We start from the raw sequence: 13,981 nt of genomic DNA on the forward strand, positions 1-13,981 counted from the left end.
GCGCCCCCATCCGGCGCGTCGCCCGTCCTCCGCACAGAACCAAGAAAGGCAAGACGATGAGGTCTTCCGGATCTCCGAGAGCCGGCCGACGCCGCGCAGTGCTGCGCACTGCCGCGGCCGCGCTCTCCCTGGCCACAGCGGCCATGCTGGCCGGCTGCGCCAGCGCCGACACCACCACCAAGCCCTCCTCCTCGGGACCGGAGTTCAAACCGGTCACGCAGAAGGCGGGCTCACAGATCACGGTGTGGGCCGACTCGACCCGGCTCCCGTCGGTGCAGGCGTACCAGAAGGCACACCCCGACGTGAAGATGAAGATAGTCACGTACGACGGCGGCGCCGACGGTTCCACCTATCTCCAGTCGAAGGTGCAGTTGTTCGACCGGACCGGCAGCGGCTGGCCGGACGTGGTGTTCGGCACACCCACCGACGTGACCTGGGCGTCCGAGCCCACGAAGTCCGGTGCGCGGCCGTTCGCGGCGCCCCTGGACGACAAGCTCGTACCGCAGAGCACGCTGGACGGCTTCGCCAAGGGCTCTCTCGCGCCCTGCCAGGTCAACGACCACACCTACTGCCTGCGCAACGACATCGCGCAGGTGGTGCTCTGGTACAACAAGACCCTCATGGACAAGTGGGGATACAAGGTCCCCACCACCTGGGAGCAGTACGAGGCCCTGGGCAAGCAGGTCGCCAAGGACCACCCCGGCTACCTGGTCGGCTCGGTCGGCGACACCAACTCGCACGAGTCGTACTTCTGGTCCGGCCAGTGCCCGGCGTTCAGCCTGACGAAGCCGGACACGCTGCGCAGCGACCTGACGGATCCGAAGTGCACCCGGATGTCGAAGCTGCTGGACGGCCTGATCTCCGCCAAGGCCGTGACCACCAAGGGCTTCTTCAGCCAGGGCTTCGCCAAGGACAGCGCCGACAAGGTCCTGATGGCGTACGGCCCGTCCTGGTACGGCCAGTACCTGTTCCAGGCCGCCTTCAAGACCCCGGCCAAGCAGATCGCCGCGGCGGCACCGCTGACCTGGCAGGGAGAGACCACGGCCGCCACCGGCAACGTCGGCGGTGGTGTGTGGATGGTGTCCTCGCACAGCGCCAACCTCAAGGCGTCGACGGATCTGGCCACCTGGCTGACCACCTCCAACGAGAACCAGGCCGCCGCGCCGACCTACCCGGCCTACACCAAGGCCGCCGAAGCGTGGCTGGCCAACCCGGCCAACAGCGACTACTTCGCCACCGACGTGAGCAAGCCCTTCCAGGAGGCCGCCAACGAGGTGTGGAGCGGCTGGTCGAACACCAAGTTCTCGGACGCCACTGCCTGGTCCAGCGTCGTACTGCCGGCCCTGACCTCCGGCAAGAGCCTGACCTCGACCCTGCCGGCGTGGCAGCAGGAGATCAGTAACGAGGCGAAGGCCAACGGATATCAGGTGGCCGGCAAATGACACTGCTGGAGACTGAGCGCGTCGCCGTCTCCCTCCTCCGCCGCGGCACCGTGCCGCGGCGGAGGGGCCGCAGCCGCGCGGGCTACTTCTTCGTCGCCGGCTACGCGCTGTTGCTGCTCGCGTTCGGCGTCTTCCCCACGGGCTACTCGTTCTATCTGGCACTCACCAACGACCAGGGCCAGTTCACCGGGCTCAACCAGTTCCTGAAGGTCGCCCAGGACTACCGTTTCGTCCCGGCCTTCACGAACATGCTGATCTACCTGGTCATGTGGCTGGTCGTGCTGGTCGTGCTGGTCGTCCTGGTCGCGGTGGTCCTGCGCAGCCGGGTGCGTCCGGGCACATCGGCGCTCTTCCGCTTCCTGTACTACATTCCCGGCGCCCTCGCCGGGGTCGCCAGTGTCCTGGTCTGGCTGTTCGTTCTCGACCCGGACGTCAGCCCCGTGTCCTGGCTGCTCAACAGCATGGGAATGCACAGCTTCGCGGCCGTGCTCGCGCCCGGCCACCTGCCACTGATCTTCATGCTGATCGCCTTCTGGACCGGCGCGGGCGGCTGGATGGTCGTGATGTACGGGGCGCTGAACAACATCCCGGACGAGGTGATGGAAGCCGCCCGGATGGACGGCGCTGGGCCCTGGCGTACCGCCTGGCACATCCAGATACCGATGATCCGACAGTGGATCGTGTACATGGCGATCATGGCCTTCGCCACCGGCACCCAGTTGTTCGTCGAGCCCCAACTGCTCCAGACCGCCAGCCTGGGCCGGGTGAGCCCCACCTGGTCACCCAACCAGCTCGCCTACGTCTTCGCCTTCCAGCAGGGCGACTTCAACGGCGCCGCCGCTATTTCCGTCTTTCTGCTGGCACTGGGGCTCATCGCCGCCGGTCTGCTGGTCGCCCGATCGAACCTGTTCAAGTTGGACGAGAAATGACACAAACCATCCTCCCCTCGACAGCGGCGGGCCGGCGCGTCCGGCCCTCGCGGGCCGTCTCGTTCCTGGTTGTGGGCCTCCTGCTGGCCGTGCTGCTGGTGTTCTTCGTACTGCCGGTGATCTGGCTGCTGCTCGCGCCGTCGAAGACCGCCGGCCAAGTGGTGCACGACAACCCGTTCTCCTTCGGCTCGTTCCAGCAGATCGGCACCGCCTGGCAGCACCTGTTCGGCTTCCAGAACGGCGTCATGATCACGTGGCTGCGCAACTCGGCGATCTACTCCGGTGGATCGCTCATACTGACGCTGGCCGTCAGCGTGCCCGCGGGCTACGCGCTGGCCCTGACGAAGTTCCGAGGACGCAAGACGCTGCTGACCATCACCCTGGTCACGATGATCATGCCGCAGGCCACCCTGGTACTGCCGGTTTTCCTGGAACTCAACCGCTTCCATCTGATCGGCACCGTGTGGTCGGTGATCCTGCCCTTCTCCTTCTATCCGTTCGGCGTGTATCTGGTCTACATCTACTTCGGGAGCAGCCTGCCCAGAGACCTGCTGTCGGCCGCGCGGATCGACGGCTGTACGGAATGGCAGCTCTTCTCCCGCATCGCGCTGCCGCTGGCGAAACCGGTGGTCGGGCTGATCGCGTTCTTCAGCTTCGTAGGCAACTGGAACAACTTCTTCCTGCCGTATCTCGTGCTGCCGAACAGCGACCAGTTCCCTGTCCAGGTGGGCCTGAACCAGCTCCTGACCTCCACTCCGTCGTTCAACCCGGTGGCCGGCGCCGGTCTGAACATCACCATCCCGGAACTGGCCCTGGCGATTCTTGTCGCCATCCTGCCTGTTCTGGTGCTCTTCCTGTTCTCGCAACGCACGCTGGTGTCCGGGATGCTCGCCGGAGCGACCAAGGAATGAGCGCGGCGGGCATCGCGAGGCGCCCCCTCTCCCAGCGGCGCCCGGAGCCGCCCGGCAACCGAAACGGCCCGCCGGGCGAACCCGGCGGGCCGTCACGGAATCGGAGCTAGCCGGTGACCTTCACGGTCCAATCACACTCACTGACGATCTGAAGCTGATGTGTGCCCGACGTGTGCTGTGGCGTGCTGCCCTTGCCGGACTTGTCTATTTCGTTGACGAGCTTGGCGTCCTTCTCGAAAACGATGAAGTTGCCCTTACCGCCGACAGCACTCATGGCCTTGGCGCAGTCGAACGTGTAGGACAGCGTCCACGTGTCGCCGACCTTGAACGCGCTCGTGTCCTTGGTACCGGAACCTGTGAGGGCGAGCACCGTGGTCGGCGGCTTGGCCTCGTGCGTGGCGGCGGGCGCCGCCTTCCGGGACGCCTCCGCCGACGGCGAAGCGGGTGCGCCTCCAGCCGAGTTGGCCTTGCCGGCCTGGTCGTTACTCCCACAGCCGGAGACAGCCGCGGCTATCACCACGACGGCGAGCAAGCCGCCGAACCCCCACGTGAAACGACCGCCGTTCTTCTCGGCCGGCTGCTGTCGGCCCGTCTCCGGGCCATCCTTCGGATGAGGGTTGAACACCCTGATCCCCCCTGTTTCTCTGCAACTGCGAAACCCCCTAGCCCCGCATGGTGCCCACCGTGACCTTGCGGTCCATCCCGCGATGTCCGGGCGGTGGGCCAGTACCCCTTGATGCGAAACGAACGGCCTGGCTGGTACTCCACATCGAGATCGCGATCCTGCTGGGCGAGCGTGTGTCCGGTGGGCAGGCGGGGTGTGGTCACCGTTGATCATCTTAGGTCGTGTGGACGAACGGCGAAGCCAAACCCAGCGCCTTCGGCCAAAGGGACGACGTGGCGGCCCGCGTCCGTCCGGCCACGGGCCGGCTGTGGCCCGGGGTGCCTAAGCTGCCACCCTTACGGAAGGGCGGTGCCATGGATGCTGACTCCCGGATCAGGGCCGCGATCGAGGAGCATTGGCGGGCCTCGGAACGCGGGAACACCGAAGCCGAGCACGCCATCTACGCCACGGACGCGATCCTGGACTACCCGCAGTCAGGTGAGCGGTTCCGGGGCCGCGCGACGATCGCGGCGCAACGCGGCGGGCACCCTGCCGACCGGCACTTCACCGTCCGGCGGATCACCGGCCATGCGGAGCTGTGGGTGAGCGAATGCACCATCACCTACGACGGTGTGCCCTCCTACTCGGTGAGCGTCATGGAATTCGCCGGCCGGCACGTGGTGCACGAGACGCAGTACTTCGCCGACCCCTTCGGCGCGCCGGCCTGGCGGGCCGCGCTCGCGGAGCCGATGCCGGGCCGAACCGTCGCCGGAGCCTGATCCCTGACCTTGCTCGGCGCTGAACAGGCCGGCCGGCCTGTCCAGCGCCAGGGGGTGTCCGCGAAGTCTCGTCGTACGCCTGGCGAGACTTCGCGGACACCCCCTTGGTCCTGCGCGTCGGCGACGCGAAGCCTCAGCCGTCCGTGGTCAGGCGCAGCGTGTCGAGGTAGATGCCCGGCTCGGCGAAGACCAGGTAGAGGTCGCGTGTCCTGCCGGCGCCTCCGGCGCCCCGTAGCGTGCCTGTCGCCGTCGTGAAGTTCTGGAGCCCCCCGGTGGGGCCGAACCTCACCGTGCCGAGCAGCGGTCCGTCCGGCCGGTCGGCGTGGACACTGATCGCCGGGTGCGTGACCCGCGCCCAGGACGCGGTGGTCGTCGCCACGCGAAGTTCGACCGAGCGCGCCTCGCGTACGTCGACGTTCGAGAAGCCGATGTGGTCACCCGGGTGGCGTGAGGTGACCGAGTGGTAGCCGCCGCGCCGTGCCAGCGTGTTCTGCTTGGACACCTCCCAGTGACTGATACCGGGACTGCTCACCGTGTAGTACTCCCAGGCGTTGCGCGCCGTGCTCGTGAGGTCGAGCGCGCCGATCCTGTGCGCGGTGAGGACGAGCGTCGTGCTGAGCCTGATGTCGGCCGACGAGGCGCCGACCATCAGCCTGTAGTGCCCGCTCTCGACCACAGTGCTCTGGCTGGCGGGGTCCCACACGGCCAGGGCCTTCGGGTCGACCTCGATGCTCACCTTCCTGCGTTCACCGGGCTTCACCGACTTGATCCGCCGGAACCCCACCAGTTGCTTGACCGGGACGTTCGCCCCGTACACGGAGTCCTGCGCGTGCGCGTAGACCTGCACGACCTCGTCGCTGGTCACCCTGCCCGTGTTGGTCACGTCGAGGCCGACGGTGAACGCGTCGCCGTCGGACGTCTCTTCGGGGACCGACAGACCGCCGTAGCGGAAGCCGGTGTACGTCAGGCCGTGGCCGAAGGGATAGGTGTGCGGCGCCTTCGAGTAGCGATACGTCAGCCGGGCAGACAACTGGTCGTACTGGAGCATGTCGACCGTGTACTGAGGCTCGTGCCCGTCCGCGTCGGGTCCCAGCTTCGGCAGGGACGACTCGTCGGCCAGCCAGGTCGAACTCAGCCGGCCGGCCGGCGCGTAGTCGCCGAACAGCACGTCGGCCAGCGCCGTCCCCGCCGCCTGGCCCGCGTGCGACGAGTAGACGATCGCCGCGACATCTGGATTGTCCTGGATGTCCCCCAGCGCGAACGGATAGCTGCTCATCACGACCACGATCGTCCTGCCCGGACGTGCGGCGGCCGTCGCGCGCACGAGGTCCGACTGCTGGGCCGAGAGCGCGAGACCGGGACGGTCCTGGCTCTCGCGGGCGTTGACCCTGACGTGGTTGCCGATCACCACCACGGCGTAGTCCGCCGCCTTCGCGAGCTCGGCCGCCTTGTGCGTGCCGCGTTCCACTACGACCTCGGTGAACTTCGCTGTGGACCGGAGCTGCTCGTCGCCGGCCTCGAAGTCGTCGTGGTCCAGGGTGGGGGCGAGCAGGTGAGCGGGGTCGTCCCCTGCGCGGACATAGCGGCCGGTGGGGAACTGCCGGTAGAACTGGTCGTTCTCGATGTAGTCCACTCCGTAGATCGAGCGGGTGCCGTCCTCGTTGCGCAGGTAGTGGAAGTTGGTGTTGGTGTTCCACTGGGCGTCGCCGTCGGGCATCGTGCTCTGCGAAGTCCGAAGCTGCGTCGCACTGTTGACGATGTCCTGGTCCGTGTTGACATAGCCGCCGGTGGAGACGCTCTTGAAGAAGTGCTGGTCGAAGCCCCAGTCGTAGACCTGGAACTGCTGCTCGGCGCCGATGTGTTCGGCGTCGGCCGTCATCTGCGCGTCCCCGGAGGCAGCGGTGACATACGTCCCGTGGGCGACCGACTTCCAGGCGACGGTGTCGGTGCCGTTGGCGAACGTCACCCGGTCCGCCCCGATCTTCTCGCGGACACCTCGCAGCGGTGTGACCCGCTGGTCGTCGGGCGGCGCCGGACTGTAGTAGTCGCGCAGATTGACATCCGCGAGCGGGCCGACAAGCGCGAGAGTGCCTACCTTCGAGCCCCGCAGCGGCAGCACGCCCCGGTCGTTCTTCAACAGCACCATCTGTTCCTGGGCCGCCAGCAGGGCGAGCTGCCTGCTGGCTCGCAGCTCCTGCGGATTCTGGTTCGGGGGCACGGTCTTGACGGTGTACGGGCTGGCGTCGCCGTCGAGGGCTCCCGAACGTATCTGGTAGGCCAGCCAGTCCCGTACCACCCGGTCGACGTGCTCCATCGAAGCACCGAGGACACCCTTGGCCACCGCGCTGCGGGCGGCGTCGTCCGCCTTGAACCCCGCGCCGTTGCCGTCCGAGAAGTTGGACATGCCCGAGCGCAGCAGCAGGGCGCCCGTGGTGGCCTGGTTCGTCGCGTCGTCCGACGGCTGCGGGCTCAGCCCCGCCACGTAGGAGACGTCGGCCTTCTCGGGAACCGTCAGGGGGAAGACGTACGGAGCGCCCTTGGTGTTGTAGACGTTGAACTCGTCCCAGGCGTCGGAGACGAACATGAAGCTGCCCGGCGCCCAGTCGTCGCGCACCTTCTGGAGGATCGGATTCACGTTGCTCGGTACGCCGTTGATCAGGTTGTAGGAGACCATCGCGCCCAGCACCGCCCCCGCCTCCACCGGCATCCGGTAGCTGACGAGGTTGAACTCGTGCATCGCCCGCGCGCTCATGCTGCTGCTCGAACGGGCCCGGTTCCACTCGTGGTTGTAGGCGAAGAAGTGCTTCATCTCCGGCTTGGCCAGGATGTACAGCGGATGGCGGCCCTTGATGCCGAAGGCGTAGGCCGTGCCCAACGTCCCGCTCAGGAAGGGGTCTTCGCCGTACCCCTCCTCGTATCTGCCGGCCAGCGGGTTGCTCCGGACATCCGCCACGGGAGCCCAGGCACGCAGGCTCGCCGGGTTCTTCGACCTGATCTCGAACCCGACGACATGGCCCATGGACTCGACGAGGTCGGTGTCCCAGGTCGAGCCGAACCCGATCGCCTGGGGGAACATCGTGGCGTTGGCCACCTGTCCGGAGCCGTGCAGTCCCTCCACGCCCGAACTGCTGCGCGCGGGAAGCCGGTAGCCGTCGCTCAGTGTCATGGCGGGGAGACCGGTGAGGCAGCCGAGCTTCTGCTCGTCGGTCATCAGGGCGAGCAGGGAGTCCACTCGGCGGTCGAGCGGCAGCGAGGTGTCCAGGTAGTCGGCGGCGCCGGCTGCGGCCGCTGCCGTCCCTGTGGGGCCGGTGGCGGCTTCGGCGTACGGTGCGAGCGGGCCGAGGGCGGCGCCCGCGGTGCCTGCCGCGAGCACGCCGAGGAGCACGCGCCGGCTGGGTCCTTCCGCGGGCCCCGAGGCGTTGGTGCCCGAGGGGTTGGTGCCCGAGGTGTTGGTGTGGCTGTTCTGGTTCATGTCACGGTCCTCCGACAGGAGACGCTCCGGGATGGTCGAATCGATTCGATGAGGGGCGGGGTCAGGCCCGGCCTGAGAGGTGGTGGGGCGCGGGCGGCGGTACGGGGGCGGGGCGCCGGTCAGCGCGAACGGACTGTCAGCCGTGGTGTACCGGCCGGACACCTGTACAGCGCCCCGAGCGGATCAGGGACGCCCTCCCCGTCGGGCGCCGCCCCCACGAGCAGGACGTTCCAGGGGACTCGGGCCGCGGTCTCGACCACGATCTCCTCGCCCGTACGCCGTGTGGTGAAGACCGCGGCGGCGCCCGAGCCGTCCGCGGTGGGGACGGTCGTCGTGGTCGCCGAGCCGTCGGCCGGCGCGTACACGCGCAGGGTCACGTCGTGGGCCCAGTCGTACACGGGCGCCTCGTCCAGGGCCCCGAAAGGCACCACCGCACCGGGCCGCGCCAGCAGCGGCATCGTGTCAAAACCGTGCGTCTCGCGCTGCCAGCCGGGACCCGACACCCGCGCGCCGGTGAGAACGTTCGTCCAGGTACCTGCGGGCAGGTAGTACTCGACGGTGCCGTCCTCGGTGAACACCGGCGCGACCAGCAGATCGTCACCGAGCATGTACTGACTGTCCAGCGGCCGGCAGGCAGGGTCGTCGGGGAACTCCAGCGCCATGGCGCGCATCATCGGGGTGCCGGCGTCCCTGGCCTGTGTCGCCGCCCCGTAGAGGTAGGGCATCAGCCGGTGCTTGAGCCGGGTGAAGGCGCGGGTGACGGCCACCGCTTCGTCGCCGTAGTCCCACGGCACCCGGTAGGACTTGCTGCCGTGGAGCCTGCTGTGCGACGACAACAGGCCGAACTGCACCCACCGTTTGAAGAGGGCGGGGCTCGGGGTGCCCTCGAACCCGCCGATGTCGTGGCTCCAGAAACCGAAGCCGGAGAGGCCGAGCGAGAGACCGCCGCGCAGTGACTCGGCCATCGCCTCGAAGGACGACTCGCAGTCCCCGCCCCAGTGCACCGGCAGCCGCTGGCCTCCGGTGGTGGCCGAGCGGGCGAAGAGGACGGCCTCGCCCTCACCGCGTACCTCCCGCAGCAGGTCGAACACCGTCTCGTTGTAGAGCTGTGTGTAGTAGTTGTGCATCCGCTCCGGGTCCGAGCCGTCATGCCACTTCACATCGACGGGGACGCGCTCGCCGAAGTCCGTCTTGAAGCAGTCCACGCCCTGGTCGAGCAGCAGCCGCAGCTTGTCCGCGTACCAGGTGCGTGCCGCCGGGTTGGTGAAGTCGACCAGGGCCATGCCGGCCTGCCACCGGTCCCACTGCCAGACGTCCCCGTCCGGCTGCCTCAGCAGGTAACCTCCGGCCATCCCCTCGGCGAACAGCGGTGATTTCTGGGCGATGTAGGGGTTGATCCAGACGCAGACGCGCAGCCCGCGCTCCTTGAGACGGGCCAGCATCCCGCGCGGGTCGGGGAACACGGCCGGGTCCCAGACGAAGTCGCTCCACTGGTACTCGCGCATCCAGAAGCAGTCGAAGTGGAAGACACTGAGCGGGATTTCGGCGTCGGCCATGCCCTGGACGAAACGGGTCACGGTCTCCTCGTCGTACGAGGTGGTGAAGGAGGTCGAGAGCCAGAGGCCGAACGACCAGGCGGGCGGCAGCGCGGGGCGGCCGGTGAGCGCGGTGTAGCGGGCGAGGATCTCCTTGGGCGTCGGGCCGTTGACGACGAAGAACTCCAGGCTCTGGTCCTCCACACTGAACTGGACCTGGCCCACGGCCTCCGAGCCGACCTCGTAGGACACCTGCCCCGGGTGGTTGACGAAGACGCCGTAGCCCCGGGTGGTGAGGTGGAACGGGATGTTCTTGTACGCCTGTTCGCTGCTGGTGCCGCCGTCCGACTGCCAGATGTCGACGCTCTGCCCGTTCCGGACGAGCGGAGTGAACCGCTCGCCGAGCCCGTAGACACTCTCGCCGACACCGAGCGTGTGCTGCGCGAGCATGAAGTGCCTGTCCTCGGCGTCGACGGCGATGCCGGTGCCGCGTGAGCCGATGGAGGTGAGGTGCCGGCCGTCGGATGAGAAGTCGAGCTGCCAGGGGGCAGCGGTGTCCACCTTCAGGGAGAGCGCGCCGGACACCAGCTCGACTACGGAACCTTCGCGCACCACTGTGCCGGGAGTGGGGCCGGGGGCCTCCGCGAGTGCGAACTCCGGCCGCCCGGCGGCCCGTCCGGCGAAGTGCGTGCAGCGGACGCCGATCACGCCCTCGGCCGGTGACCAGCACTCCACGGTCAGCAGGGGGCCGTCGAGGGTGTCGCCCCGGTGGTTGATCCGCTTGACCGGTGCGTAGAGGGTGACCCGGTCGTCGGTGACGACGGAGTCGGTCACCCCGGCCGCGTAGTGGGCCGTGACACCGGGGCGCATCATCCAGTGGCCATCGGTGAACTTCATCTGCGCTCCTGCTCGGTGGGAGTACGGAAGGGGATCGGCATCACTTGACGGAGCCGCCGGTTATCCCGGCGGCGACGTATTTCTGGGCCAGCACCAGGAGGATCGCCGCCGGTACCGCCGAAACGACCGCGGTCGCCATGACGGCGCCCCAGTCACTGACATGCGCGCCGATGTACTCGTACATCGAGAGGGTGATCGGCTTGACCGCGTCGGTGGTGTTGAGCGTCAGAGCGAACATGAAGTCCGACCACGCGAAGAGGAAGGTGAACAGGCCTGCCGTGATGAGGGCGTTGCGGCTCATCGGCAGCACGACGCGCCAGAAGGCGGTGAACCGGTTCGCGCCGTCGACCAGCGCGGCTTCCACGACCTCACGCGGGATCGAGACCATGAATGCCCGCAGCAGCACGATGGAGAACGGCAGCCCGAGTGAGGCGTCGGCCAGGATCAGCCCGAACGTCGAGTTGACCAGGTGCAGATCGACATAGGCGCTGTACAGCGCGTTGGCGATGACGATGCCCGGCACCATCTGGGTGATCAGCGTGCCGAACACCATGCTGCGGCTGCCGCGCAGCCCGAGCTGGGCGAGGCCGTACGCCGCCGGGGCCGCGAGAGCCAGGCACACCACCACGGCGCCGACCGCCACTACCAGGCTCGTCACCAGTGAGTCGCCCTGAGTGCTCAGCGCGCGGCTGAAGTTGCTCCAGCCGGGCGCGGTGGGCAGCCAGTCGGTCGAGGCGAGACTCTCGCCGGGCTGAAGGGCGATGTTGAGCATCCAGTACAGCGGGAAGAGGAGGATGACCAGAATGATCAGCGCGATGACGGTATTGCCGCCACGGCGCAGGTCGCGGGTGGGCACAGCAATCACTTCCCCTGGCCGAAGTCGGACCTGTTGACCCGCAGATAGAGCACGGCGAAGACCGCGCTGACAAGAATGAGAATGTTGCCGGCCACCGCGCCCTGGCCGAAGTCGAGCTGCTGGAAGGACAGTTGATAGGTGACTGTGCCCACGGTCTGGGTGGAGTCGGCGGGACCTCCGCCGGTGAGGGCGAGGATCAGGTCGAGGATCTTGACCGTCGACATGAAGCCGAGCACGAGCACCACGGTCACGACGGGGCGCAGCATCGGGAGCGTGACATCGCGAAAGGTGCGCCAGGCCCCGGCGCCGTCCAGTGCGGCCGCCTCGTACAGGTCCCGGGGGATCTCCTGGAGCCCGCCGTACAGGATCACCATGTTGAACGGGATCCCGACCCAGATGTTGACCAGGACGGCGGAGAGCAGAGCGACGTTCGGGCTGCTGAGCCAGGGGACCGGGGAGTCCACGAAATGCAGGTTCATCAGCAGGGTGTTGAGGACCCCGGTGTCCTGGTCGAGCAGCTTCCGCCAGACGACGGCGGACACCACCATCGGAACCAGCCAGGGCAGCAGCAGGACCGCCCGGACGAAGCCGGACAGTTTGAAGCGCCGGGAGAAGAACACGGCGAGCGCCAGGCCGAGGACGAACTGGCCGAGCAGCGAACCGAGAGTGAAAACGACGGTGTGCCACAGCGAGCCGGTGAACAGCGGGTTGTCGAACACCCCGCGCCAGTTGTCGAGGCCGTTGAAGGGCGCGGCGCCGGTGAAGAACGTACGGGGCGTGTAGTGCTGGAAGCTCATGACGACGTTGCGTACGAGCGGATAGCCGAAGAACGCCAGCATGTAGAGCAGGGCGGGGACGACGAAGCACCAGCGCAGCAGTTTGGCGCGGCGGCCGGGGGCTCCGGCGACGGACGCGGCTCCGGCCGGTGACACGGGGACGGAGGGAGCGGTGATGGTCATGGCTGTCTCCTCACTCGTCGGCCTTTGCCTGTGACTGGGCCTGTCTGAGGGCGGCTTCCGGTGTGGCGCGCCCGGTCAGCACGGACTGGAAGGCGCCCGACAGGGCGTCGGAGACGACCGGCCACCGCGCGCCGACCCGGTCGGTGCGCGAGCGCGCGGTGGCGACCTCGTCGGCGAACGCCCCGAGTTCCGGGTTCTGCGCCTTGTACTGGGCGGAGGCGCTCTTCAGTGTGGGTACGTTGTTGACCGACTCGCCCCAGGCCACCTGGTTCTTCGCCTCGTTGAGACAGTTGATGATCTTCGCGGCGGTGCTCTGGCGGCCCGGGTCGCCGGTCTGGGGGAGGGCCATGACGGTGCCGCCGATGGGGGGCACCGGCGGCCGGCCGGCCTCCGGTACGGGTATGGCGGCCACCGCCCAGTGCAGGTCCTTGTGCCCGTTCAGGACGGGCACCTGCCAGGGGCCGTTGACCATCATCGCGGCCCGGCCGGCGATGAACTGGTCGTTGACGTCCTGCTGGTTCCAGGTCACGACGGCGCTGGAGGTCACCTTCTCGTCGACCAGGTCCTTCCACAACTGGAGGGCGGGGGCGCCCTTGCCGTCGTCGAGATGTGCCTCGTCACCGCCGGCCGACCAGAAGAACGGCAGGAACTGGTAGACGCCGTCCGCGTCTGGCGTCGCGCTGAACGCCATCCCGTACGTCGTGCCGTGGGTCAGCAGCTTGGCCGTTGCCTTCAACTCGTCCCAGGTCCTGGGCGGTTTGACGCCCGCCTTCTTCAGCAGATCGGTGTTGTAGATCAGCGCGAGGGAGTTGACCGACCTGGCGACGCCGTACTGGACCCCGTGGAAGCTGCCCATGGTGATGGCGCTGCGGGACATGCCCGCCACATCCACCCCCGCCTTCTTCAGGGGCACGAGGCCGCCGGTGTCGGCGAACTGCGGCACCTCGGAGCCGTCCAGTTCCAGGATGTCGGTCAGCGAGTGGGACGAGGCCATCCGGAGGGCCTTGGAGACGACCTGGTCGGCGGGGACGCTGGTCTGCTGGACCGTGACGCCGAGCGGTTTCGCGCACGCGTCGAAGAACTTCTGCTCCTGGTCGTGTTCGAGGGTGTCGGTGGCCGAGTTCAGCACGGTGACGGTGCCCGGGTCCGGTGTCGCGGCACACCCGGCGAGGCCGGCCACGGACAGCAGGGCCGTGAGGATGACTGCCGGCGCCGGTGGGCGCGGGCGAAACGCTTGCATGGAGGTGGCTCTCCGTTCGTTCGACGGCTCTGTGAGAGACGGAGATGTTGCGTGGGGCGCCGACGGTCCGGCCCGAATCATCGAATCGATTCGACAGCGCGACGCCGCGATGTTAGGCGCTCGCGGGGGCGGCGACAAGGGATCCGACGAGAGATGCGGCTGTCCGTCCTGCCGGCGTGTCAGCGCGGCGGTGCGGTGAGGGGAGCGGTCCCCGGCAGCAGAACCGGTGCGATCAGCAGATGCCCGAGGGACGAGGCGAGCAGCCGGGCGCCGGGCTCGGCGCGATCCGCGGGGTCGCGCAGCGCCGCGGCGGCGGACACCGCGAGCCGCGTGACCTCGGTGGCCAGCGTCTCGACC

10 protein-coding genes are annotated in these 13,981 nt (G+C 68.2%); 4 read left to right on the forward strand and 6 right to left on the reverse strand.

The genetic code is table 11. From position 1 onward, the window contains the following. The first annotated feature begins 56 nt into the window (after positions 1-56). Genes QR77_RS39555 through QR77_RS39565 form a run of 3 tightly spaced genes read left to right on the forward strand, consistent with a single transcriptional unit; the run spans position 57 to position 3,282 of the window. On the forward strand, positions 57-1,442 hold the full coding sequence (locus QR77_RS39555) for an extracellular solute-binding protein (protein ID WP_040026742.1): 1,386 nt from the start codon (positions 57-59) through the stop codon (positions 1,440-1,442). Then, a complete protein-coding gene (locus QR77_RS39560) occupies positions 1,439-2,371 on the forward strand; it encodes a sugar ABC transporter permease (protein ID WP_040026744.1) in 933 nt (310 codons plus the stop codon). Before QR77_RS39555 ends, QR77_RS39560 begins: the two co-directional genes overlap by 4 nt. Further along, positions 2,368-3,282: a carbohydrate ABC transporter permease gene (locus QR77_RS39565; protein ID WP_040026745.1), complete on the forward strand. Its 915-nt coding sequence runs from the start codon at positions 2,368-2,370 to the stop codon at positions 3,280-3,282. Before QR77_RS39560 ends, QR77_RS39565 begins: the two co-directional genes overlap by 4 nt. 106 nt (positions 3,283-3,388) lie before the next feature. Here the strand turns inward: QR77_RS39565 and QR77_RS39570 are convergent, their stop codons facing one another. Further along, the gene (locus tag QR77_RS39570) at positions 3,389-3,907 is read right to left on the reverse strand and encodes a hypothetical protein (RefSeq protein WP_040026746.1); all 519 of its coding nucleotides are present in this window, start codon (positions 3,905-3,907) and stop codon (positions 3,389-3,391) included. A 353-nt stretch (positions 3,908-4,260) separates the two neighbouring features. Between QR77_RS39570 and QR77_RS39575 the strand changes: the two genes are divergently transcribed. Further along, a complete protein-coding gene (locus QR77_RS39575; protein WP_040026748.1) occupies positions 4,261-4,665 on the forward strand; it encodes a nuclear transport factor 2 family protein in 405 nt (134 codons plus the stop codon). A gap of 133 nt (positions 4,666-4,798) precedes the next feature. Here QR77_RS39575 and QR77_RS39580 read toward each other — a convergent pair whose 3' ends face one another. The 5 genes from QR77_RS39580 to QR77_RS39600 all read right to left on the reverse strand — a co-directional run bounded on the left by QR77_RS39580 (position 4,799) and on the right by QR77_RS39600 (position 13,624). After that, positions 4,799-8,137 carry a glycoside hydrolase family 3 protein gene (locus tag QR77_RS39580; RefSeq protein WP_040026749.1) on the reverse strand — a complete coding sequence of 1,113 codons (3,339 nt, stop codon included), beginning with the start codon at positions 8,135-8,137 and terminating at the stop codon, positions 4,799-4,801. A gap of 119 nt (positions 8,138-8,256) precedes the next feature. After that, positions 8,257-10,569: an alpha-xylosidase gene (yicI, locus tag QR77_RS39585; RefSeq protein ID WP_040026751.1), complete on the reverse strand. Its 2,313-nt coding sequence runs from the start codon at positions 10,567-10,569 to the stop codon at positions 8,257-8,259. A gap of 40 nt (positions 10,570-10,609) precedes the next feature. Beyond that, the gene (locus QR77_RS39590) at positions 10,610-11,434 is read right to left on the reverse strand and encodes a carbohydrate ABC transporter permease (RefSeq protein WP_040026752.1); all 825 of its coding nucleotides are present in this window, start codon (positions 11,432-11,434) and stop codon (positions 10,610-10,612) included. Further along, complete coding sequence (locus QR77_RS39595; protein WP_040026753.1) at positions 11,431-12,384, reverse strand: sugar ABC transporter permease; 954 nt, start codon at positions 12,382-12,384, stop codon at positions 11,431-11,433. The genes QR77_RS39590 and QR77_RS39595 overlap by 4 nt, the downstream gene beginning before the upstream one ends. Positions 12,385-12,394: 10 nt before the next feature. Next, entirely contained in the window at positions 12,395-13,624 is a 1,230-nt protein-coding gene (locus tag QR77_RS39600; RefSeq protein WP_040026754.1) for an extracellular solute-binding protein, read from the reverse strand. Positions 13,625-13,981: the final 357 nt, after the last annotated feature.

The sequence above is a fragment of the Streptomyces sp. 150FB genome, from assembly GCF_000818195.1.
Classification (GTDB): Bacteria; Actinomycetota; Actinomycetes; order Streptomycetales; family Streptomycetaceae; genus Streptomyces.